A 21,822-nucleotide genomic window follows, 5' to 3' on the forward strand; every position below is an offset into this window, starting at 1 on the left:
GCTCAGCCTCCGATACCGGCGGGGGGTGGTGGCAGCGGCGGCGCAGGTGGCAGCGGAAGGGCCGCCCCTGCCTGCTGTTGCTGCGGTGTGGGCTGCTGCGCGACCTGGGTGATCACCGTCTCGTTGGTGCCCAGCATGTCCATCATGTTTTCCAGCGGGAAATAATCGGACTTGAAGCGCAGATCCACATTACCGGTCAGCTTGGCCTTGAGCGTCGATTTGCTTTCGCTTTCATCGGTCTGGTTGGTGTCGATATCGGTCTTGACGTTCAGCCGTGTACGCTCGGATTCGCGGTTCTTGGCAAATATCCACCAGCCGTCGCGCTTCTTCTTGTTGTGGCGTTTGTTGTAGGTCTGCTCAAAACTTGTATCGATTTCCTGATTGCGACGCAGCACGTCCCTGGCATCGATCGAGAACACGCAGCTGGCCTGGATCTTGCCATCGGTAACGACGATCCGGTTGATGCCCATCAGTACCATGGTGGCCAGCAGCTTTTGCCGGTCCATCGCCATGTTTTTACGCACCGCAGGCACGACCTGCTGCTGCATCACCTCTTCGTCGCCGGGATCAAGATCGAAGGGCAGGCCGAGGCTTTGCAGAAAGCCGCCCATCTGATCCTCATTGGCGTCCGAGCGCGGTGCGATACCGGGGGCATCGCCACTCCAGTCCTGCTCGAACAGGTCGGAATTGCCCGAAACCATCTGGTCCATCGCCTGTTCCTGCGAGACATTGTCCTGCATGTACTGATCGACCGATTTCGAGACATTGGCGACCATGGTGGCATAGGCCTCCATCTGCTGGATCGACGTCTGCACGATCGCGTTGAACACCCCTTCGATCAGCGAAGCGCAAAATTGTGGAAAATCAACGGCATCAATGACGCTGGCCAAGTCGGTCCCGGCGTTTTTGGTGGCCGCGTTCTGGAAATCGACACCGGCGCCGGAGAACCCGCGTTGCCCCTGATTGGGCGCGCCGGGCCGGGGTGGTTCGGCGAGCGCCTGCGCGGGAGCGCTGCCTGCGGGGTTGTCGATGAAGACAGACATCGGCAGGCCCGCGGTCTCGCCACCCGCATCGGTGATGAAGCGGGCCACCTTGACCGTATCGCGCGCCACCTCGCGCTGTTTCTCGGGCGGCAGAGCGCGGAAGGCAGCCGAGCGGGTCAGCACGTTGCGCACGTTCTGGCGCACATGGTTCAGCGTGTCGTCCATCGGACCTGCAGGTGTCTGCAGCGGCGGGTTGGGGGAGGGGTGCATCATTCTGGACCTCCGTCAATTGAGCCGGGGCTGGGGCCAGCCGGCCTGCGCCGCAACCGGCGCGCCATTGCCCGGCAAGGGTGGCGGGGCGGGAATCGGGGCAGGTGGCTCGGGGGCTGTCGCCGGGGTGGTCTCCATCGCGACGGGGCGCAAGAACAGCGCCAGACGCGCGGGCATTTCGGCACGCACGCGCACCGACAGCACGGTGACCGAACCTGGCCCGTAATAGCCATCCGGCGTCATCGCGGTCATCCAGCTATCGAGCGCGGACAGGTTCTGCGGACGCTCTGTCAGCGGCAGACGCAAGAGCGGCAGCAATTGCTCGGGCGTGTCGGGCAGGGCGTCGATATTCACGTCAACCCGCATTTCCGGCCCTTTCGGCGTGTTGAGCAGCGTCAGCGTCGCCGCACGTTCCGGCAGGCTGAACCTTGCGCCCAGCACAAAGGCCAGCAAGGTCTGGAAGCCGCCATGGCGGGGACCCATCCCGAAGGCCTCCATCAGCGGTTTGAACGCCTCCAGCGAGGTCTCGCCAGGGATTTCGAAGGCTACCTGCTGCCCGCCGCTCATTGCCGAGGTGCGGATCACCGTCGCGAAGGGGCGCAAGCCGGGCAGGGCGGTCAGGGCAGTTTGCGCCAGCGCCATCACCGGCGCGGGCAGCAATTCAAGCGTCTGCGGCCCCCACTCAAAGGCAGCATGCACCTCTCGCAGGCCCGATCCATCGACGCCAAGGGCATAATGCGCCCCGCCCGAGGCCGAGACGCCATAGCGCGCCCGCGCCGGTTCCGAGCACCGATCATACCAGCACAGCGGGTCATGGCCGAAATGGCTGTAGATCATCGAGCGTACCGTGTCGTTGGTCATCTCTCGCTGATCTCCGGCGCTGATTCCGCGCCCGGTTGGCGTGACCTGAAAGGCCAGCGCGCGGGACTGGGTTTCGGAGAAATTCGGCGCAAAGCTGCGTGACGCCTGCGCGCCCAGAGACGGATCGCCCAGCGACCAGTCCAGCGAGCGGTCGAGCGCACGCGCCACCTGTTGGTCCGAGGTGGGATCGGCGGTCATCAGGCGCTGCGCGGCGGTATGCAGTACATTCTTGGCGGCGTCAGCGGCGCGGGTGTGATAGGTCATCGGACCCTCCCTTCAGGCTGGTTCCCCGGATCAGAGCCGTGGCAACATGGACAGGATCTGATCGGGGCGGGGCGTCTGCCCGCTATTGACCAGATCGCGCAGCGCATTCACGCCGGTCATGTCGACCGGGGGCATTGCGCCGCCTCCCATACCTCCCATTCCGCTCATGCCACCCAGGTCGGGCAGGCTGGGTGCGGCATGGGTCTCGACCGGTTCGGAATATTCGTCGATCAGACTATCACCGATTCCGGTCACCGCGCGGAAATGCTGCGCCGCATTGACCAGGCGGACAGAGTCGGCATAGCTCAGATCGCCCTCATTGGCCTGCGTGTCAGAGAACAGCGGCGTTGCTGCGCCCTGCGACCAGACGGTGTGGTTTTCGGCGATCACCGACATGATGCTCTGGGTTTCGACGGCCAGCGTGCGATGCAGCACGGTGTTCACGGTGATGCCGAACTCGCGCTGGCTGACCCGTTCGATCACCTGCCACGGCGTGGTGACACCAAAGGCGGTCCGGACTGCGGGCAGACCGAGCACTTTCATTACCTGCTTGATCTGGCGCGCCATGCGTTCGGCGGTAAAGGCGGTCCCCGCCCAGCCCCGCAGCGAGACATTGGCCGCGAAATCGCGGATCGCCTTGCGCACGAACTCGCCGGAGGTCAGCTGGAACCGGCGGCCACGTGCGGCATTGTCGAACTGGGTGACCAGACTGCGCTGGCGCTCATATTCGGCCACCGCCGAGACTGAGCGCATCAGCAGCGTGTTAAACTCGGTATTGGGCTGGATATCGAAGGCCAATTCGCCCCCCGGCGCACCAAGAACGCGGGCATAGATCGAGCGCCGCGCGCCTTCGTCCAGCAGGTCGTCCTGATCCCAATAAAGATTGTCCAGCACCCGCGCCGAGCCATCCGAGGCCGGGATCGGCAGCAATCCCGCCACGAACAGCTCCAGTATCCGGGCGCAGGCCTTGATGGCAAATTCAAGCTGGTAGCCGACATAGATGGTCGACACGGCGCGGATATTCTCGCGCTCGATCTCGTCATTGAAACCCGCCGGATCGTTGAGCGGCGGCAGATCGACATTGGCCACGCCACCGCCGCCACCCGAACCGCCCGAGGCGACATCGCCATTGTAAGCGGCATCCACGGTGGGGGTCAGCAGGGTCATGTCACCCTGATGCTCAGGATAGGTGTCGACCGCTTTACGGGTGGCCACGGCGAGCGACTGGAAAAACGCCTTGTCGCCTTCGCCCAACCTGCGGCGGATAATTTGCCAGGTCCGGACAAAATACCCAATGCGTTGGGTCTGTTCAGGATCCGGCGCGGTCATCTGCAGGAACAACTCGTTGCCGTCATTGTCGATTTCGCCGCTCTTGTGGCTGTCGATCGCGACGGTGCCGGATTCGGCGGCACTGCCCGACAGTTCGGCCACAGCCTTTTGCGCATGGGCAAAAAAGCGGGAATCCTGCGGGTTGTAGTGCCCGTCCAGCAGCATCAGTGCTGCGGTGGCCGCTGACCAGACCGCCGCGTCATCGCCATCATTGGGGCCATGCCCCAGCAGCGCGACCGAGGTCACCACCGCATCGACATAGATCCGCTGATTGGCGGTGTCGCGCAGGGCGGGCGGCAGACCCGCCGGGTTGAATGCCAGTTTTTCAAGAATCTCGTCCCGAATGGGTGTTGGGTCGAACATTTTATCCTCCGTTCCCGTGTCGCCGGGGGTTTGGGTATCTGCCCGCGGCGCAGGCTGAATGGTTTTGCCCTCACGGGCGGACGCGAGCGCATGCTCGAAGAATTGTGTGTCGAGGTCGGCCCCCAGATCGGCGGCGGTGCGCCAGATGCCGCGCACCCGGTCCTGATGCACGCTGGCGGCGGTGACATTGCGCGACAGCCAGTTGGCGCTGTCTTTTTCGACCTCACCATTGGCATCGGCCAGCTGGGCCATGCAGATGGCCCGCGCGACCAGCGCCGAGGCGGCTTCGGCGGCCTGCAGGCTGGCATGATCCTCGCGGGCTTCGCGCAGCTGCACGGTCACCGTCTCGAGCATGTCGATATCCATATGGGCCGAGGCGCTTTCGGCGATCTCGGCCAGTGCCTTGCTCTCGGCCTCGGTGGCGGAACCTTGCATCACATAGCGGGACAGAATGGCGAGCCCGTCCTCGCCGACGGTGTCGATAAAGCTCATGGGCTTACCTCCTCATATGCCGGTAGTATTGCGTCGAGCCGCGCCAGCGCGGCGGGAATGTTCAACAGACCCCAACCGGTATCCTCATCCGGCTGGCGGCCTTGATTGTCAGCGGAAAAACACAGCGCCTGGCGGGCCTCTTCGGTGGTCAGGTCATGGCCGCGCCTGCGCGCGCGGGCGGCCAGCAGGGCCGCAGCGCCAGAGACAAAGGGCGCGGCGTGGCTGGTCCCGGTCGATCGGCCATAGCCGTGCAGCTTGGTGGAGTGCACCGCCTCGCCCGGCGCGCAGAGCGCCACATGCGGGCCACGCGTCGAGAAAGCCGAGACTCGGCCATCCAGCGCCATCGAACCCACGGCAATACATTGCGGTAGGGCGGCGGGGAAATAGGCTTCACTCAGGCCGGAATTGCCCATGGCGGCAACGGGGATGGCGTTGCGGGCGGTGGCATAGGCGATCGCATCTGCATGGGGCGGCGGGGCCAGCGGGTCGAGATCGTCGCGCGCGGTGCCAAAACTCATGTTCAGCACCTTGGCACCCAGATCGACGGCGGCTTTGATGGCAGCGTCAATATCGGACAACCCGCCAACGCCAAAAACCGGGCCTTCGCCTGCCCTTGCGGCGGCCAGCGCGCGCACCGGCACGATCCGGCAGGCGCCGCCGACACCATGGGTCATCGACAGTCCGCGCGCACCGATGATGCCCGCGACGTGGCTGCCATGGCCGGTCTCATCCCGCGCACAGAAATCACGCCCCAGACTATCACCAACCAGCGAGACGCCCTCGGTGATCTGGCCCATGCCCAGATCAACCGTGTCGTACCCAGCCACAAGGCGGCCATCGAATTCGGCATGCTCCAGCGCCACGCCGGTGTCGATCACTGCAACAGCAATGTCAGAAGAGCCGGGTTCAATCCGTAGCGCCGCCAGTGCCCCGACATGATCGAACGGGGCGCGGGGATCGGCGGTGCCGTGGTCTTCGGCAACAGGCGGTACGGTGGAGAGCGGCTCAGTACGGACCCAATCCACTGCATCGGCATCGCGCAGCGCTTTGACCACGTTATCGGCGCATGCAGGTTCGGCCAGTTCGATGCACAGGACCTGTGACAGGCCAAGTCCGGTTTCCAGATCGTTGTAATCAGCGTCCCGCTGGCCAATCCGGTTCACATGGACACCGGCATGGAACACCCGGCGCGCCCGCATGCCGGTGGTCTGGCGCAGGATCGCGCGGTCCACATTTCCGCTGCCATCAACCGAGCCGGACGCCCGGCGGGCGCCGTCCAGCACATCCAGATGGGCAGGTGCGCGGGTCTCGACGCCTTGCCGTAGCTTAAGCTGCAGATGACCGCTGCGTCTCATGTACCCGATCCTCCGGTCAGATCGAAATCCTCCATCTCACCATCGGGCATTTCCACGATCAGGCGACCGGGGCCCATGGCCCAGCCCTGCGGCAGGGAGAAAGAGACAGACGAAGGCTTCGCCGTCAGGAGGTTCAGGTTCTGTCCGTCCAGCCGTGCCACCGGCAGGCGACCGCCATCGGTCAGATTGTTGCCCCGCAGCTCGATATTGCGGGCATCGGGTTTGATCGCGAGCTTGCGGCGGCGCTGCCGCAGCCGGTCCGCAATCGGGTTCGAAATCGGAGGTGTGGATTGTTCGGGCCCTGGCCCCACAGGCGCGGAAATCTTCGGCTCAGGCTGCGGTGTAACCGGAGAGAGCGGGCCGCGCGGTGGCCAGAACCCACCCGGCTGCGCCGGTGGTGTCGGGTCTGGCTGTGGCGGGGTCACGCCATTGGTTGGTGGTCCCGGCTGCGGCGGCACGTCCGGGGGCGGCAGGTCCGGCGCCGCTGAATCGGGCATCGGCACCTCTGGTGTCGCGGTTTCGGGGTCGACCACATCGCTCAGCCGCGGCCGCGCGAGGTTGAGAGCACCCCGGATGCGGCCCAGATTGATGCCGGAATGACGCGACAGCCCCTCGTCGCCCGCGTTGCGCTCCAGATTGCGCAGCTGGGCGGCATTGCGCACACCGACTCGCGCCAGTTGCCGCCGCTCATCCGGGGCCAGTCCCAGCTCGTCCAGAGTGGGCGCATTCGCCATCTCCATCGAGATCGTATTCTCCTCGATCATCGGGCGGGTTATGGTGGTGAAACCGATGCTCACCGTGCTGGCTCCTTCTTCGTTTGGGGCGGCGGGGCGGAAGGTGACCCGCCCGGCCTGATCCATCTCGACGAATACCTTGAGATCGACGTTGAAATCCTTCAGCGCGAAGGTCAGGGGGCGGTTGACGGCCTTGAGCCGCAGCGCATCCTGCGTCTGGTCAAGCTGGGCGGTGATCGCCTCGAGAAACTCCTCGATTGGATAGCCACCAGCGGGGGACATCACGTCGCCTCGTCTGGTCCGGTGGCCGGGGTTGCGGTTTCAGGCAGCGCCTTGGGAGGTATGTCGGGCGGTGCCTCGTGAATCGTCAGCCGTGCGCGATGCGCCACCGGCTCGAACCCGGACCGGAAGGCCGACCAGGGTGGATGGGCGATAAAGACCGGGCCGTCTGCGCCATGTTCCAGAGACACGAGCAGCGGCAGGTCGATCTTGGCCTCGGTCACGGACAGGCCGGGATGGTCGGGCGTCGCGCCATCGGCCAGCGCGGTCAGGGTCTGAGCCAGCGTCGCGCGGATCATGTCCCACCTCCGTTACTGTCCATCGGCGGCAAGGGTGGTGGCGGCGGCAACGGGGCGGCTGGTTGCGGCGGGGTCTCACCGCCCTGACCCGGTACCGCGCCCTCGGGCTGCTGTTGCGGTTGAGTTGCCACATGAGCGTTCTGGTTGATGAGCTGGATCGCGGCGCTGTCGGCGAAGCGTTCGAGCGGGAAGTAGTCCGAGCGAAACCGCACCCGCACCTCACCGGTCAGATCGGCATTCATGTTGATCTCGGACTGGGCGTTGATGTTGGTGGTGTTCACCAGCAGCCCGCTTGCCGCGAACTGGTTCGAGCCCAGCTGCCCAGCCAGTGACCAATTGGTTGGCTTGTAGTCGGAAAACGTGAGCGAGGTACTCTGGCTGGCGTCGATGTGAAAGACCAGTTTGGCATTGATCTCACCATCCGAGACGACGATGCGGTTGATCCCCATCATCACCATGGTGGCCAGCGATTGGTGGCGCATTTCGGCCAGAGTCTTGCGGGTCTGCGGCACGACCACCTGCTCGACCGCGTTCTGGTCCAGATCCATCGGGCTGTCAAAGCCCAGATCCTTGAGGAAGCTCGGCAGTTGCCCCGCGCCCACGGCCTGGGTGTTCACCGCCATCTGCGGTTGGCCCGAGCTGATATCCTTCTGGAAGATATCGCCGTAATTCGAGGTCAGGTGATCGCGGGCCATATCGTCCGAGATATTGTCCTCCATGAACACATCGACGGTCTTGGCGGTCTCGGCCAGCAGGTTGGAATAGGCCTCCATCTGCTGGATCGAGCTGTCGACGATGGCCTGGAACGTGCCCTGGATCAGCGAGGCGCAGAAATCCGGGAAGCCGATGGCACCCAGCATGGTCTGGGTGGCGTCGCCTGCGTCCTGAAAGATGTTGCTGCCTCCCGCACCGCCGGGAGGAGCGCCGCCGGGCGCGGGTCCGCCTGCGGGGGGTGGAGGCTGTTGCGTGGGGGGCTGCGCGCCGCCACCACTGCCACGCATCTGGTTGAAATTGGGGGCCATCTGACGCGCCGGGGCATTGGCGGGGCTTTGGCCCAGATAGCCAAAGACCTTGGACATCGCCTGCGCCATGTCGTCTCGATCGGCGGGCGACATGCCCTGCCAGGCTTTGCTCTGCGCCAGCATCGCGTCAATCGCGGGCCGGTCCAGATGCGGCGTCTGCGCGTGGCTGTGGGGGTCATACATGGGCGGCCCCCGGTGCGGCAGTGGTGCCAGTCTCGCGGAAGGCAGGCGTCACCCGCAGTTTCAGCAGCGCATCGCCCTGCGGACCCGGCCCCAGCGAGGTGACCAGCGTATCGAGGGTGGAGTCCGGGTCGGGCATTTGCACCGGTGCCTCAGGGCCTAACGCGCGCAGCGCGGTCAACAGCGCGAAATGGCTGGCGTCGTCAAGCGTTTCGGTGGGCGCGAGGCCTTGCGCAGTCTGGAAGGCGTTCAGGCTGTCATGCCCCACTGCTTGCAGCGCGGCGGCCAGTTTGGCGGGTGTGTCGAACGGGTTGATCGCCGCACGGCTGAGCGTGATCGCCTGCGGCACACCGCTCCGGATCGCCAGTGTCAGCAGCATCGCCTGACCGCGCCGGTTCGCGATGCCCAGAGCGTCGGCCACCGGCAGCATCGGGTCCAGCCGCCTGGCGATGATCTGGGCGCGCATTGCCGCCTGGAAGGGCGGGTGCTGCGCGGCCTTGCGGAACCGGTCGATCCAGGGGTCCTCCCAGATGTCGCGGCCCTCGACGGGCTGCACCCGCGCGCCGCGCCCGTCCGGCGCATCGCCGCTCTGCGGGCCAGCGACCGTTGTGGCCGCGATCAGCTGATCGGCAGCGGGGCCGAATGTGGCGGCAAACCCGCCGGGGTCGGAGGCCTGCATCAGCGTCAGCAATTCACCCAGCTCGCCACTGTCCTGACCGGCCTGATGCGGCCCCAATGACAACCCGTCATGGGCGCGCTGATAATAGGGATGTGTCTGGCCCTGACGCCCCCGGAACGCTCCGTCGAGATTGAGCGCCTCGTACCGACCAGCGGCACCTTCGGCCAGAACCGTCTGGACCAGCGCGTCTTTCCAACCCTCACCACCTGCGGCGGGTGCAGCGGCAGTGGGGGTCGGTTGCGTCGGGACAGGGGCGGGCTGCACCGGAGTTGGCGGTGCTTCGGTTCCGGTCGTCGGCGCGGGTGGTGGCGTGTCGTCCAATGGCGGGATCGGCGCTGCAGCGGGCGGCGGTGCAACTGGCGCTTCGCTGGCCCCGTTCATTGGGCCCAGACCATCATCATAATGCGGCAGCGGGGCCTCCTCCGGAGCGTTTGCGTCATAGTCGCGGAACGCGGCGGATGTGCCGGACCCCAGGCCATAGGCATAGTCATCATCGATGAAGCCATCGGTTTGCGGTTGAGGGGGCACGATTTCAGGCGCAGGCGCTCCGTTCTGCGAGGCCGGATCTGCGGCCACGGGAACGGTGTTTTGCGCGGGCGTTTCCTGGATTGGCTGTGGTGCGACCGGCGCGGGGCTGTTCACAGAGCCGGGTGCCACCGGGCTTGAGCCGTTGATGGCACCGGCCCGAGGCACGCTGACCGGTTCCGGCGCGGCGACCGGTATCTGCATCTGCGGGTTTGGGGCTTGCACCGGCAACCCGCCGATCATCCGGGGCAATGGCGTTTGCGCAGGGGTCGGAGCGACCGCCATGACCCGACCGGAGGGTCCGACCGAGCCCAAACGATGCACCGCCATCCCCAGAACATGACTCAGGCTCGCCGCGCTCAGATCGCCGGCGAGGCTGACAAACGGGGCGTCGGCAAACCGGTCGGGGGGCAGGGAATAGATGCCGTCCGTGGCTGTTTCATCGGGGTAGGCCACCGCCAGATAGAACAACCGGGTCGGGCGCGGTTCCTGACTGATGGCATCCCGGACAAAGGCGCGGGGCAGCATGTAGAAGCCGGTCTCGATTTCGATGGGCAGGCCCTGAAAATCCTGCCGGGACGAGCGGAAGTTCTTGGGCGTCCGGCGATGCGCCTCGGCCGGGTCGAACAGCGTCGGTTCAGTGGCGACAATCACGTCGAAAAACCGCATCCCCGGTGCGCTGACCTGAAACGAGAGCGAGGGATCGGCGCGCCGCAATTCGCGGCGCGAGGGTGACACGGTGACAGGCATCGCCGCTGACGGGTCGCCCGAGCTGATCCGGGGCAGGGCAGGCATGGGCCGGGACGGAGAGGATGAGATATTCATGGGCGGGTTCTCCTGTCGGGGGCAGTAGCCTCGTCCATCAGCCGGGTGATGAGCGCGGGCAACTCCTGCAACTCGTGAAAGCCGATCCGCTCTTCGGTCTGACCAGCCTCGGCGCGCTGACGGGGGTTGGGAATACGTTCGACCCAACCCCGCCAGACCTCGGCGGCGCCAGCGATCTCTCGGGGTTCGCACCGGTAGATCACGACAAAACGATGGGATTGGGTGTGGCGGGCATGGGACACGTGGGACTCGGGCTCAGAGCAGGGGTTCCGGACCAGTCTGCACTGGGCGCGACACCGCATTCTCACCGCAGGATCACAGAGCTATCACAGGGGTAAGCGAGATAATTCAATTGGTTGTGGGGAAACAATCCCTCCGCGCGGCACGAGCATCCGGCGATGTGACAGCTTTACGATATCTGAAAGGAGGTTACCGGAGCGCGTGAAACAGCGCAAAGATCGGATCGCTCACCTGCTGGTTCACCGCGATATGCTGGCTTTTCAGCGGTTCGGTCCCCGCTTCGACATAGTTCCAGCAGGCCAGCGATGCCGTATGATCGTGAAACCGCATTTCAACCAGAACCGAAACCTCGGGAAAGCGCGCGTCATAGCCGTCGTGATAGGCGCGGTGCCAGACCTGCCACGCATGCACGAAACCCTGCTGAACAAGATGCTCGCTGAACCGGTCGAAGGCAGTCTTGAACGAAGTGAGGTCGTGACCATCGCGCAGGTTGAACGCACCGAACATACCGCAAGCTTCTGTATGTCGATCATCCATGAGCCCCCGGAGATGCCAACAACTGACACACAAATTACCGTACCGCCAAGAAGACGCGCGCCCGGATACGACGGAAAACCGGGTTTGCGGGCCTGTCTCGCGACCACCCAGTTCATGCCGCATGGTTTGGCCCGACAGGCCCCATGATCAGGCCGGTTTGGAGGGTCCGCCGCGCAATTGCTGGCTGACATCCTCGAGCCAGCCGCGCGCGGTGTTGATATTGGCCAGCGCCAGATCGACCTTTTGCGCCGGGCTGCGGCGGGCACCGTCCTGACGCGGTGGGGCCTCGACCACGCGCTGCTCAACGGCGCGGCTGGGGCGCGGCGTGACGGCCAGCAGGGTTTCCTGAATCCGCCGCGTCTCGTCCATCGGAGCGACGCCCAGTTCCTCGCGCAGGATCTGCTCGCAATGGGCGTATTGGCGCAGCGCCAGGGGCCGGTTGCCGGCATGGTAATGGCAGCGCATCAGTGCCCGGTGCACATGTTCCAGCAGTGGGTCCAGCGCCAGCAGCGTCCGGCCATGGCGCAGGCCCGAGGCCCAATCCTGCCGCCCCATAGCGGCAAGCAACAGAAACTCCAACGCTTCGGTGAAATTGGCGCGCAAGCTTTCACGCCAGAGCAGGCACCAGTCGGAATAGACCGATTCCAGCAGATCACCGCGATAGGCCTCGACCGCGCGCTCGATCCGTTCAAGATTGGCGGCAGACACTGCCTCGGGGTCTTCGGCGGCCACGATATCAGCTGCCGTGTTGAGGTGATCCACATCGACCTCATGGTCGGGCTGGCGCGCATATCCAACCTCATGTTGAGTGCGGACGAGCGATGTGGCGACATCCATGCCGATAGCGCGTAACGCCGCAGTGATGCGCCAAAGTTCGGTGTTCAGCGCCTTGCGCCCGCGCGTCTCGGGCAGATGTCCCCAGAACTGTTCGGCCAGCCGGGCCCGGTGAAACGTACGGCCCGATTCCAGGACCAGAAACGTGAACAATTCGGTGCCCCGGCGCGTGTGCAGATCGGCGCAGCGCCCGCCCTTTCCGGTGACCGAAAATTGGCCAAGCAAAAATATCTTGATCATGGGACCTCCTGATGTCGGCCCATTGCAAACTTTGACGAAATGATGAGGTCGCGTTGAACAGCTTACCCAAGGTCAATTTGGGTGAATCGCGCGAGTCGTGCAACCTTTTGTTGTAAATCTTACTTTTGTCTGCACAAAACCGCCGTATCCGGGCAAAGAATTGGATGTCACGCGGCGGGTCACCGCCTTTATTGCGAATAATTCGCAATAACCTTGACAGTTGCGAGTGATTTGCATTTACACACAGGCAACCTATCTGCTCTGCAAGGAGACAAAGATGTTGACGACCCTGTTCAAGACCACGTCTGTGGCCGCACTTGCCATTGCCTTGGCCACCAGCGCGCAGGCCGATGACAAGATGAAAGTGGCGACGACCTTTACCGTCCTGGCCGATATGGCCGCGAATGTTGCGGGGGAGGCGGCCGAGGTTGTGTCCGTCACCAAGCCCGGCGCGGAAATCCATGGTTACGAGCCGACGCCGCAGGATATCGTGCGGGCCTCGGATGCCGATCTGATCCTGTGGAACGGCATGAATCTGGAGTTGTGGTTCGAACAGTTCCTGTCCAATCTGGGTGATGTGCCGTCGGTGACATTGACCGACGGGATTGATCCGATCCCGATCGCCTCGGGCAATTACGAGGGCAAACCCAACCCGCATGCCTGGATGGGGCTTGATAATGCCCTGATCTACGTCGACAATATCGAGAAGGCCTTTTCTGAACATGACCCGGAGAATGCCGAAACCTACGCCAGCAACGCCGCCACCTATAAAGACGAACTGCGTGCCACTATCGAGCCCTTGCGTGATGCGATCGCCGCGATTCCGCAAGACCGCCGCTGGCTGGTCACCTGCGAGGGCGCGTTCAGCTATCTGGCCCGCGATTTCGGCATGGAGGAACTCTATCTCTGGCCGATGAACGCCGATCAGGTCGGTACGCCGCGACAGGTCCGTGCCGTGATCGACGGGGTGCGCGCGCATGACATTCCGATGGTGTTCTGCGAAAGCACCGTCAACACCGCCCCCGCCAAGCAGGTGGCGCGCGAAACCGGTGTTGCCTATGGTGGCGAGCTTTATGTCGACTCGCTGAGTGAGGCGGGGGGTGTGGTGCCAACCTATCTGGACCTGCTCAAAGTCACCTCGGGTACCGTGGCGCAAGGGCTGACGGCAGCCACGAACTGACGCCCTTCGGGCAAAAGGAAGACCAGATGCGCGATGATCATAGCCTGGCCAAGGATATGTCTGAAACCGGCGGACCGGGCGGCGGGATCAGTGCGCAGGATGTGACGGTCACCTATCGCAACGGCCATACCGCGCTGTGGAATGCCAGTTTCGAGATCCCGCGCGGCACGGTCACCGCGCTGGTCGGGGTCAACGGGGCCGGGAAGTCCACGCTCTTCAAGGCGATCATGGGGTTTGTACCTGCCGCACAGGGCGCGATCAGCATCCTCGGGATGGGGGTGAAACAGGCGCTGGGGCAGAACCTCGTCGCCTATGTTCCACAATCGGAGGAGGTAGACTGGGCCTTTCCGGTGCTGGTCGAAGACGTGGTGATGATGGGCCGATACGGCCATATGGGGTTCCTGCGGCGACCCAAACAAGCTGACCATGACGCGGTCGCCCAAGCCCTGCGCCGGGTCAACATGCAGGAGTTCCGTCATCGCCAGATCGGCGAGCTGTCCGGCGGCCAGCGCAAACGGGTGTTTCTGGCGCGCGCCTTGGCGCAGGACGGGCAGGTGATCCTGCTGGACGAGCCCTTTACCGGTGTCGACGTCAAAACCGAGGATCAGATCGTGGCGCTGCTGCGCGAACTTCGGGATGAGGGCCGGGTGATGCTGGTTTCAACCCACAATCTGGGCTCGGTGCCGGAATTCTGCGATCGCACAGTTCTGGTCAAGGGCACTGTGTTGAACTATGGCCCAACCGAGACCACCTTTACCCCGGAAAACCTCAAAGAGGCCTTTGGCGGGGTACTGCGCCACTTCACCCTGGGCGGCGAAACGCTGCATGACGATGAGGACGCGCGCGAAATCACGATCCTGTCCGATGACGAACGCCCCTTCGTGCAATATGGCGACAAGACCCAGCGCACAGATCAAAATAGCGAGCGCGAGGAATGATCGACTACCTCACCGAGCCTTTCAGCTACAATTACATGACAAACGCCATGTGGGTGTCGGCGCTGGTCGGTGGTGTCTGCGCGTTTCTGTCGGCCTACCTGATGCTCAAGGGCTGGTCGCTGATCGGGGATGCTCTGTCACATTCGGTGGTGCCGGGGGTGGCGGGGGCCTATATTCTGGGCCTGCCCTTTTCGCTGGGCGCATTTCTGGCCGGAGGGCTGGCGGCAGGCGCGATGCTGTTCCTGTCGGAACGCTCGGGATTGAAGGTCGACGTGATCATCGGGCTGATCTTCACCTCGTTCTTCGGGCTGGGTTTGTTCATCGTGTCGATCAACCCGATGTCGATCTCGATCCAGACCATCACCATGGGCAATATCCTGGCCATCACCCCCGAAGACACGCTACAACTGGCGATTATCGGCTTTGTCTCGCTGGCGGTACTGCTGGCCAAGTGGAAGGACCTGATGGTCACCTTCTTTGACGAAAACCACGCCCGCGCCATCGGGCTGCGGCCCGGGTTGCTGAAAGCGGTGTTCTTCGTGCTGCTCTCGGCCTCGGTAGTGGCGGCGATGCAAACGGTCGGAGCGTTTCTGGTGATTGCGATGGTGGTGACGCCCGGAGCGACGGCCTATCTGCTCTGTGACCGGTTTCCGCGACTGATCCTGACCTCGGTCCTGATCGGGTCGGTGACGAGCTTTTTCGGGGCCTATATCAGCTACTTTCTCGATGGGGCGACCGGGGGTATCATCGTCTGCCTGCAAACGCTTCTGTTCCTTGCGGCCTTTGTCTTTGCCCCCAAACACGGATTGCTGGCGGCGCGGCGCAAGGCGAACGAGGCGTTGCGACGCGGGCCCGCGTCCGAACCGGAACGGAGGGTGGCCTGATGGATATCGACACCCTTCTGCTGCCCTTCCGGTTCGCCTTTATGCAGAACGCCTTCCTGATTTCGATGATCGTGTCGGTGCCCACCGCGATGCTCTCGTGTTTTCTGGTGATGAAAGGCTGGGCCTTGATGGGCGATGCGGTCAGCCATGCGGTGCTGCCGGGGATCGTGCTGGCCTATATCCTTGGTCTGCCGCTGATCGTCGGAGCCTTTGCCGCTGGCATGACCTGCGCCATGGCGACCGGGTATCTGTCCAGCAACAGCCGGGTCAAACAGGACACGGTGATGGGCGTGGTGTTTTCCGGCATGTTCGGGCTGGGCATCGTGCTTTATGTCTCGGTGCCGACCAATGCGCATCTGGATCATATCCTGTTTGGCAACATGCTGGGTGTGGAACCGCATGAGCTGTGGCAGGCCGGGATCATCTCGGGGCTGGTGGCGTTGGCTTTGGGGCTCAAATGGAAAGACCTGCTGCTGCACAGTTTCGATCCGGCCCAGGCGCGTGCGTCGGGGTTGAGGGTCAACTGGTTGCATTATGGCTTGCTGGGCGCGTTGTCGCTGACAATCGTGGCGACACTGGCGGCGGCGGGGCTGATCCTGGCCATCGGGTTGCTGATCGCACCTGGTGCGATTGCCTTTCTGATCGTGCGCAAGTTCTCGACCATGCTCTGGGTCTCCGTTCTGGTCTGCATGGCGGCGATGCTGATGGGCACCTATGCCAGCTTCTTCCTCGACAGCGCGCCTGCGCCGACCATCGTGCTGATCCTGACCGCGATGTTCCTTGTCGCCTTTGTGCGACGGCAGATCATCACCCGCCGCATGTCGATGCGTCGGGTCGAGGCCGCCCTGCCGGAAGGGCCGTCCTCCTGATGGCGCGCATCGTGATCGCAGGCGCGGGGGCCATTGGCTGTTTCACCGGCGGTTTGCTGGCGCGGGGAGGGCATCAGATCACGCTGCTGGGACGGGCGCGGGTCTTGGATGCGGTGCGGGAAAACGGGCTGACGGTCAGCGATTTCTCGGGGCTTACGACCCATATTGCTGCTGCTGATCTGACGCTCTCGGAAGACCCGGCCTGTCTGTCCCTGGCCGATCTGGTGATCGTGACGGTCAAGACAAGCGCAACCGCTGAGATCGCGCAGCAGATCGCCAAATATGCGCCGCCCGATGCACCGGTCCTGTCCTGGCAGAACGGGATCACCAATGCTGACACCCTGCGCTCGGTCCTACCGGATCGCGATATCCGCGCCGGGATGGTGCCCTTTAACGTGGTGCCAAAAGCGGCGGGCAGCTATCACCGGGCCACCTCGGGCGATATCGTGATCGAAGCGGGGCCGGGTGCCTTGGGACAGATGTTGAATGTGCCGGATCTCGCTGTAACTGAAAGCGAGCGGATCAAGGCGGTTCAATGGGGCAAGCTGCTGATCAACCTCAACAACGCGCTCAACGCCTTGTCGGGGCTGACCTTGCAGGAACAACTTCTGGACCGGACCTGGCGGCGTTTGATGGCTGATCAGATGCAAGAGGCGCTGTCGGTGCTCAGAGCCGCCGGAATCCCGACGCAGTCCACCACACCGCTCGCGACCTGGATGCTGCCCCATGTCTTGCGCCTGCCGACCCCGTTGTTTTCACGGATCGCAGCGCGGATGCTGACCATTGATCCGCATGCGCGGACCTCAATGGCCTATGACTTGCTGGCAGGCCGGGTGACCGAGATCGACACGTTGCAAGGCGAGATTATCGCGTTGGGGCAGCGATATGATCACCCAACGCCGATTTGTGCCCGGGTCGCTGTCCTGATCCGCAGCGCGCCCGATCAAGCCCTGAGCCCGGACGACATTCGCTCCACCTGAGCCCGATTGCTTACATGAAGGCCATCAGCCCGGTGAAAAGGACCGCCGAAAGCAGGGCGGTGGCAGGCACGGTCACGACCCAGGCGGCGATGATGGTCATGAAATGCGAGCGGCGCACCAACTTGCGGTGGCGGCGCTCTTCGCTGGCGATCCGTTGCACGGGCAACGACCGGCGCTGACGGTACTGGGCGTGCCACTCGCGGTAGAACCCCACTCCGAACACACCACCCACGGCGATATGGGTGGAACTGACCGGCAAGCCCTGCCAACTGGCCAGCAGCACGGTGATGGCGGTCGACAGGGCGACGCAGAAGGCCCGCATCGGGTTCAGCTTGGTGATCTGGGTACCCACCATGCGGATCAGACGGGGCCCAAACAAGAACAGCCCGAACGAGATCCCGAAGGCCCCGATCGCAATCACCCAGCCAGGCACCGGCACCTGTGCCGCAAAGGCACCGAACTGGCTTGTGTGCACAATGGCTGCCACCGGCCCCACCACATTGGCGACGTCATTGGCGCCGTGGGCAAAGCTCAGCAGCGTCGCCGCCACCACCAGCGGCAGACCAAAAAGATCCTTAAGCGAACGGGTTCGGTTCTCCATCCCTGTGGACTTGCGTCGAACCCATGGCACCGTCAGCCGCCATGCGAGCCCCCCTGTGAGCAGACCGATCAGCAGAGCGGTGCCCAACTCGACCCTGACAACCCGTTGCAAGCCCTTGACGGCCAGATAGGCCGCAAATGCCCCGGCCATCACCGCGACCAGCATAGGCACCCAGACCCGGGCAGCCGCGATCTTGTCGTCGCGGTCCTGAATGCGCGCCTTGATCAGCGCCAGGAGCGCGGCCGCAATGACCCCGCCCAGCAGCGGTGCGATGACCCAGCTTGCCGCGATGGCGCCCATCATGGGCCAATTGACCGCCGCCAGCCCTGCGGCTGCAACACCCGCGCCCATGACCCCACCGACCACTGAATGGGTGGTCGAAACCGGGGCGCGGATGAGGGTGGCGAAATTCACCCAGAGAGCCGAGGATATCAGCGCCGCCAGCATCGCCCAGATAAAGACCTGCGCATCCTGCATTGCAGTGGGATCCACGATGTTCTTGGCAATGGTTTCGACCACTTCGCCACCGGCCAGCAGCGCACCGGCGCTTTCGGCCAGGGCAGCGATGCAGATCGCGGTTCCCATGCTCAGCGCGTTTGCGCCCACCGCCGGACCCATGTTGTTGGCCACGTCATTGGCACCGATATTCATCGCCATATAGGCACCGAAGATCGCGGCGGCGATCACCACCAGCCCGCCGGTGGTCTGCCCAAAAAACAGTGCTGCCGCGAATCCGGTAAGCACGATGAAAGCCAGCGCAAGGCCCGGTGCGACCAGCGGGCGCGCCGCATAAGAGGCGGCCAACTCGGCGCGCGAGATGCGGCTCAGGTCACGATCAAGCTTGGTCCAGCGGATTTCGTCCGGATGGTCACTCATGGTGCCACCTGTATAGCGCATCCTTCGGGCCGAGACCGAACGTCTTGTGTTTCAAGGAGATCAAATGTGGCAATCGGTAAGATCAGAGCGCGCGCAGCAGGTCTTGCAGTTTCGGCTCGGCCACCAGATTTGCGGCTTCTTCGGGGAGCATCCAGCGCCGTTCTCGCTGACCCGCCTCGGGGAAATCATCGGCAAGTGTGTCGACCCTGACCCGATAGACACTCACCCGTACCGGCTGCGTTGTGCCATCTTTCTGGCCCTTACCGTAATCAAAGCTGCCGACCGGATCCTCATCCACCTGTTCAGCCAGAACGCCCGCCTCTTCCCAGGCTTCCTGAACTGCGGCTTCCGCGCCAGTCTTGCCGTCGATGGGCCAGCCCTTGGGCACCACCCAGCGACCGGAGCCCCGGCTGGTGATCATCAGAACTTCCTGCTTTTTCTTACGACCGCGCACACATAACGCCGCAACCTGCACCGCCTCCGGACGCAGGATGAGGGGACGCACGACCTGTTCCCAGGTACTCTTTAACGCCATAAACATTACTGCCGACCCTTTCATCACCGCTTATTTGCGCGGCTATAACCCTGATACTTGGACATTTTGCCTGAATTTTCAACAAATCCGGGGGCATTGGGTCCCCATAAATCTGAAAATTTGCATAATAACCGCGAAAAAACGACTAAAGCGGCGTGAATCCGCCATTCTTTCGCACTTACCGCCCTGAAGGGCGGCGTTTGGCGCGCAGGGTAGGGTCGGCCTGTGTCGGGTCTTCGGGCCAGGGGTGTTTGGGATATTGCGCGCGCATGTCCTTGCGCACATCCGCATAGGACCCGGCCCAGAACCCCGGCAGATCGCGGGTGATCTGGATCGGGCGCTGCGCCGGTGACAGCAAGGTAACCTTCAGCGGCACACCACCACTTTCCGGGTGGCGGGTCACGCCAAACATCTCTTGCAGCCGGACCGAGATCTCGGGGCCGTCAGGCCCGTACTCAATCGCCACCTTGCGCCCAAGAGGCGTGACGAACTGCCCCGGCGCACGACGGTCCAGCTCCTGCATCTGGGGCCAGCTGAGCGCCGCCTTCAACGCCGGGAAAAGGTCGAATTTTCGCCAACCCTGCGCACTGCGCACCCCGTCCAGCATCGGCAACAGCCAGTCCTCAAGCGTGTCGATCAGACCCTGAAGCGAGAAATCAGGGAAATCGCTGCCCTCGGCGCGGGCCAGTTCCACGCGGGTGGCCAGCCTTGCCGCCGGACCCTCCAGCCGCAGGCCCAGATCGCGCACGCCCTCCATCATCGCCTGCGCCACGTGGTCGGGCGGAACATCTTTCCAGATGCGATCCTCCAGCGTGATCGCGCCCAGCCGCTCTTGCCTGCGCGCGATCACGCGGCGTTCGCGTTTGGACCAGACGCAACTGTCGACCCAAGCAATCTGCTCGCTGAAACTATCGCGGATCTCGCGCTCTGTGATCTGCACGGCCTGACGGATGCGCGCCTCGCGCGGGTTGCCGTCGGTGTCAGTGGCAACCAGATAGAGCGCGCCCGCCAGCGGATCGCCCGCATCCAGCACCGCCCCCTTTCCGCCGCTCAGAACAAAACGCGGTGCGTCGCCGGGGCGGCGTTGTCCGATGCGGTCGGGATAGGCCAGCGCCGCCATCACGGTCGGGCTGGTTGCCTTGCCTTCCCTCGGGGCCTGCCGCGCCAGCCGTCGGGCTTCGTCCTTGACCCGGCTCACGGCACCGGGATTGACCTGATAGGGCCGCTCGCGGCGAAACCGCTGCAGATCGCGCAGCGCTGTCAGCCGCAGGCCCAGATCCACCGGTGCCCCGCGCAGAATGTCGCGATCCGCCAACAGGGCAGCAAGCGGCGCGGCGTCCCGTCCGGCGCGCAGCAGCATATGCCCCAGACGCGGATGCAGCGGCAGCCGGGCCAGCGCCCGCCCGTGCTCGGTGATCTGCCCGCGCGCATCCAGCGCACCCAGCAACGTGAGCAATGCGCGGGACTCCTGCATCGTACCCTCGGGCAGGGCGGTGAGGAAGGGCAGATCGTCGGACCCGGCACCCCAAAGCGCCAGTTCCAGTGCCAGCCCGGTCAGGTCGGCAGCCTCGATCTCGGCAGGGGGAAACGCCATCAGGGCGCCTTCTTCGCCCTTGGACCACATCCGGTAACATATGCCCTCAGCCACGCGCCCGGCGCGGCCTGCGCGCTGGGTGGCCTCGGCACGTGTGACCTTCTCGGTCACCAGACGCGACATGCCGGAACCCGGATCAAACCGTGCCCGCCGCGCCCGACCCATATCGACCACCGCACGCACATTCGGCAGGGTCAGCGAGGTCTCGGCGATGGACGTGGCCAGAACCAGCTTGCGTCCGCTGCGCGCTGGCGTGATCGCCTTGCGCTGCTCGGCAAAGGGCAGGGCGCCAAACAGGGGATGCACCGCGCAGTCCTTGGGCAGGCGATTGGTCAGCCGGTCTTGTAGCCTGCGAATCTCTCCCTCACCGGGCAGGAAAACCAGCACATCGCCGCCCGTCGTGCGTGTCTCCCGCTCGGCGGTGCACACGAGGTCGCACAGTGCCGCAAGCGGGTCCGCATCTTTCGCCAAAGGCCGGTCCAGCCAGCGCAGATCGACCGGATAGCTACGCCCTTCGGAGCTGATCAGCAGCGCCTGCATCAATTCTGCCACCGGCCCGGCATCCAGGGTTGCCGACATCGCCAGCAAGATCAGGTCGTCGCGCAGCGCGCCCGCCACCTCGAGACACAGGGCCAGTCCCAGATCGGCGTTGAGTGAGCGTTCGTGGAATTCGTCGAAAATCACCGCGCCCACATCGGGCAGGTCAGGGTCTGATTGCAGCATCCGGGTCAGGATGCCCTCGGTCACCACTTCGATGCGGGTTCGCGGCCCGGTTTTGGCCTCGCCCCTGATGCGGTAGCCGACCGTCTCGCCGACCGCCTCGCCCAGGGTCTCGGCCATCCGCTCGGCAGCAGCGCGGGCGGCCAGGCGGCGCGGTTCAAGCATGATGATCCGGCCCTTGGTCGACCCGGCCTCGAGCATGGCCAGTGGCACACGGGTGGTTTTGCCCGCCCCGGGCGGGGCCTGCAGCACGGCACGGCCCGACCGGCGCAGCGCGTCCAGCAGATCGGGCAGCGCGTCCTCGATGGGCAGTCGGGTCATGCCATCACCCGCG

General features: G+C 64.3%; 19 protein-coding genes. 5 read left to right on the forward strand and 14 right to left on the reverse strand.

Features of this window, described 5'->3' with window-relative positions; translation table 11 throughout:
• Positions 1 to 2: 2 nt before the first annotated feature.
• The 11 genes from M3P21_RS16330 to M3P21_RS16380 all read right to left on the reverse strand — a co-directional run bounded on the left by M3P21_RS16330 (position 3) and on the right by M3P21_RS16380 (position 12,311).
• Positions 3 to 1,256 carry a hypothetical protein gene (locus tag M3P21_RS16330; protein ID WP_249711565.1) on the reverse strand — a complete coding sequence of 418 codons (1,254 nt, stop codon included), beginning with the start codon at positions 1,254 to 1,256 and terminating at the stop codon, positions 3 to 5.
• Between the two features lie 12 nt (positions 1,257 to 1,268).
• Complete coding sequence (locus tag M3P21_RS16335; RefSeq protein ID WP_249711567.1) at positions 1,269 to 2,378, reverse strand: hypothetical protein; 1,110 nt, start codon at positions 2,376 to 2,378, stop codon at positions 1,269 to 1,271.
• A 30-nt stretch (positions 2,379 to 2,408) separates the two neighbouring features.
• Positions 2,409 to 4,562, reverse strand: coding sequence for a hypothetical protein (locus M3P21_RS16340; RefSeq protein ID WP_249711570.1), 2,154 nt, complete (start codon positions 4,560 to 4,562; stop codon positions 2,409 to 2,411).
• Complete coding sequence (locus M3P21_RS16345) at positions 4,559 to 5,917, reverse strand: S8 family peptidase (RefSeq protein WP_249711572.1); 1,359 nt, start codon at positions 5,915 to 5,917, stop codon at positions 4,559 to 4,561. The genes M3P21_RS16340 and M3P21_RS16345 overlap by 4 nt, the downstream gene beginning before the upstream one ends.
• The gene (locus M3P21_RS16350) at positions 5,914 to 6,933 is read right to left on the reverse strand and encodes a hypothetical protein (protein ID WP_249711574.1); all 1,020 of its coding nucleotides are present in this window, start codon (positions 6,931 to 6,933) and stop codon (positions 5,914 to 5,916) included. The genes M3P21_RS16345 and M3P21_RS16350 overlap by 4 nt, the downstream gene beginning before the upstream one ends.
• On the reverse strand, positions 6,933 to 7,229 hold the full coding sequence (locus M3P21_RS16355; protein WP_249711575.1) for a hypothetical protein: 297 nt from the start codon (positions 7,227 to 7,229) through the stop codon (positions 6,933 to 6,935). Before M3P21_RS16355 ends, M3P21_RS16350 begins: the two co-directional genes overlap by 1 nt.
• Entirely contained in the window at positions 7,226 to 8,434 is a 1,209-nt protein-coding gene (locus M3P21_RS16360) for a hypothetical protein (RefSeq protein WP_249711577.1), read from the reverse strand. Before M3P21_RS16360 ends, M3P21_RS16355 begins: the two co-directional genes overlap by 4 nt.
• The gene (locus M3P21_RS16365) at positions 8,427 to 10,460 is read right to left on the reverse strand and encodes a hypothetical protein (protein ID WP_249711579.1); all 2,034 of its coding nucleotides are present in this window, start codon (positions 10,458 to 10,460) and stop codon (positions 8,427 to 8,429) included. Before M3P21_RS16365 ends, M3P21_RS16360 begins: the two co-directional genes overlap by 8 nt.
• Positions 10,457 to 10,702 (reverse strand): hypothetical protein, encoded by a 246-nt coding sequence (locus M3P21_RS16370; protein WP_249711580.1) that lies wholly within the window; start codon positions 10,700 to 10,702, stop codon positions 10,457 to 10,459. The genes M3P21_RS16365 and M3P21_RS16370 overlap by 4 nt, the downstream gene beginning before the upstream one ends.
• Before the next feature lie 187 nt (positions 10,703 to 10,889).
• Positions 10,890 to 11,207, reverse strand: a complete 318-nt coding sequence (locus M3P21_RS16375; protein WP_249711582.1) for a DUF6614 family protein — start codon at positions 11,205 to 11,207, stop codon at positions 10,890 to 10,892.
• Between the two features lie 177 nt (positions 11,208 to 11,384).
• Positions 11,385 to 12,311, reverse strand: a complete 927-nt coding sequence (locus M3P21_RS16380) for an AfsR/SARP family transcriptional regulator (RefSeq protein WP_249711583.1) — start codon at positions 12,309 to 12,311, stop codon at positions 11,385 to 11,387.
• Between the two features lie 277 nt (positions 12,312 to 12,588).
• Here M3P21_RS16380 and M3P21_RS16385 point away from each other — a divergent pair, with 277 nt between their 5' ends.
• From M3P21_RS16385 to M3P21_RS16405, 5 genes are read left to right on the forward strand one after another with little or no spacing between them, the layout of a single operon-like run.
• The gene (locus M3P21_RS16385; RefSeq protein ID WP_249711585.1) at positions 12,589 to 13,491 is read left to right on the forward strand and encodes a metal ABC transporter substrate-binding protein; all 903 of its coding nucleotides are present in this window, start codon (positions 12,589 to 12,591) and stop codon (positions 13,489 to 13,491) included.
• A gap of 26 nt (positions 13,492 to 13,517) precedes the next feature.
• Positions 13,518 to 14,429 carry a manganese/iron ABC transporter ATP-binding protein gene (locus tag M3P21_RS16390; RefSeq protein ID WP_283781011.1) on the forward strand — a complete coding sequence of 304 codons (912 nt, stop codon included), beginning with the start codon at positions 13,518 to 13,520 and terminating at the stop codon, positions 14,427 to 14,429.
• Entirely contained in the window at positions 14,426 to 15,313 is an 888-nt protein-coding gene (locus M3P21_RS16395) for a metal ABC transporter permease (RefSeq protein ID WP_249711587.1), read from the forward strand. Before M3P21_RS16390 ends, M3P21_RS16395 begins: the two co-directional genes overlap by 4 nt.
• On the forward strand, positions 15,313 to 16,182 hold the full coding sequence (locus M3P21_RS16400; protein ID WP_249711589.1) for a metal ABC transporter permease: 870 nt from the start codon (positions 15,313 to 15,315) through the stop codon (positions 16,180 to 16,182). Before M3P21_RS16395 ends, M3P21_RS16400 begins: the two co-directional genes overlap by 1 nt.
• Positions 16,182 to 17,162, forward strand: coding sequence for a 2-dehydropantoate 2-reductase (locus M3P21_RS16405; protein ID WP_249711591.1), 981 nt, complete (start codon positions 16,182 to 16,184; stop codon positions 17,160 to 17,162). Before M3P21_RS16400 ends, M3P21_RS16405 begins: the two co-directional genes overlap by 1 nt.
• 10 nt (positions 17,163 to 17,172) lie before the next feature.
• Here the strand turns inward: M3P21_RS16405 and M3P21_RS16410 are convergent, their stop codons facing one another.
• From M3P21_RS16410 to hrpB, 3 genes are all read right to left on the reverse strand, one after another.
• Entirely contained in the window at positions 17,173 to 18,639 is a 1,467-nt protein-coding gene (locus M3P21_RS16410; protein WP_249711593.1) for an inorganic phosphate transporter, read from the reverse strand.
• An 82-nt stretch (positions 18,640 to 18,721) separates the two neighbouring features.
• Positions 18,722 to 19,144, reverse strand: a complete 423-nt coding sequence (locus M3P21_RS16415; RefSeq protein WP_308445967.1) for an NUDIX hydrolase — start codon at positions 19,142 to 19,144, stop codon at positions 18,722 to 18,724.
• A 208-nt stretch (positions 19,145 to 19,352) separates the two neighbouring features.
• On the reverse strand, positions 19,353 to 21,809 hold the full coding sequence (gene hrpB, locus M3P21_RS16420; RefSeq protein ID WP_249711596.1) for an ATP-dependent helicase HrpB: 2,457 nt from the start codon (positions 21,807 to 21,809) through the stop codon (positions 19,353 to 19,355).
• Positions 21,810 to 21,822: the final 13 nt, after the last annotated feature.

The sequence above is a fragment of the Ruegeria spongiae genome (assembly GCF_023502395.1).
Lineage (GTDB): Bacteria > Pseudomonadota > Alphaproteobacteria > Rhodobacterales > Rhodobacteraceae > Ruegeria_C > Ruegeria_C spongiae.

Excerpts from the sequence above, each read along its gene's own strand:
- M3P21_RS16410 (WP_249711593.1), bottom strand. The coding sequence starts at position 18,639 with ATGAGTGACCATCCGGACGAAATCCGCTGGACCAAGCTTGATCGTGAC.
- M3P21_RS16335 (WP_249711567.1), bottom strand. The coding sequence starts at position 2,378 with ATGACCTATCACACCCGCGCCGCTGACGCCGCCAAGAATGTACTGCAT.
- M3P21_RS16380 (WP_249711583.1), bottom strand. The coding sequence starts at position 12,311 with ATGATCAAGATATTTTTGCTTGGCCAATTTTCGGTCACCGGAAAGGGC.
- hrpB (WP_249711596.1), bottom strand. The coding sequence starts at position 21,809 with ATGACCCGACTGCCCATCGAGGACGCGCTGCCCGATCTGCTGGACGCG.
- M3P21_RS16395 (WP_249711587.1), top strand. The coding sequence starts at position 14,426 with ATGATCGACTACCTCACCGAGCCTTTCAGCTACAATTACATGACAAAC.
- M3P21_RS16345 (WP_249711572.1), bottom strand. The coding sequence starts at position 5,917 with ATGAGACGCAGCGGTCATCTGCAGCTTAAGCTACGGCAAGGCGTCGAG.
- M3P21_RS16400 (WP_249711589.1), top strand. The coding sequence starts at position 15,313 with ATGGATATCGACACCCTTCTGCTGCCCTTCCGGTTCGCCTTTATGCAG.
- M3P21_RS16375 (WP_249711582.1), bottom strand. The coding sequence starts at position 11,207 with ATGTTCGGTGCGTTCAACCTGCGCGATGGTCACGACCTCACTTCGTTC.
- M3P21_RS16405 (WP_249711591.1), top strand. The coding sequence starts at position 16,182 with ATGGCGCGCATCGTGATCGCAGGCGCGGGGGCCATTGGCTGTTTCACC.
- M3P21_RS16350 (WP_249711574.1), bottom strand. The coding sequence starts at position 6,933 with ATGTCCCCCGCTGGTGGCTATCCAATCGAGGAGTTTCTCGAGGCGATC.
- M3P21_RS16360 (WP_249711577.1), bottom strand. The coding sequence starts at position 8,434 with ATGTATGACCCCCACAGCCACGCGCAGACGCCGCATCTGGACCGGCCC.
- M3P21_RS16390 (WP_283781011.1), top strand. The coding sequence starts at position 13,518 with ATGCGCGATGATCATAGCCTGGCCAAGGATATGTCTGAAACCGGCGGA.
- M3P21_RS16385 (WP_249711585.1), top strand. The coding sequence starts at position 12,589 with ATGTTGACGACCCTGTTCAAGACCACGTCTGTGGCCGCACTTGCCATT.
- M3P21_RS16340 (WP_249711570.1), bottom strand. The coding sequence starts at position 4,562 with ATGAGCTTTATCGACACCGTCGGCGAGGACGGGCTCGCCATTCTGTCC.
- M3P21_RS16355 (WP_249711575.1), bottom strand. The coding sequence starts at position 7,229 with ATGATCCGCGCGACGCTGGCTCAGACCCTGACCGCGCTGGCCGATGGC.
- M3P21_RS16330 (WP_249711565.1), bottom strand. The coding sequence starts at position 1,256 with ATGATGCACCCCTCCCCCAACCCGCCGCTGCAGACACCTGCAGGTCCG.
- M3P21_RS16365 (WP_249711579.1), bottom strand. The coding sequence starts at position 10,460 with ATGAATATCTCATCCTCTCCGTCCCGGCCCATGCCTGCCCTGCCCCGG.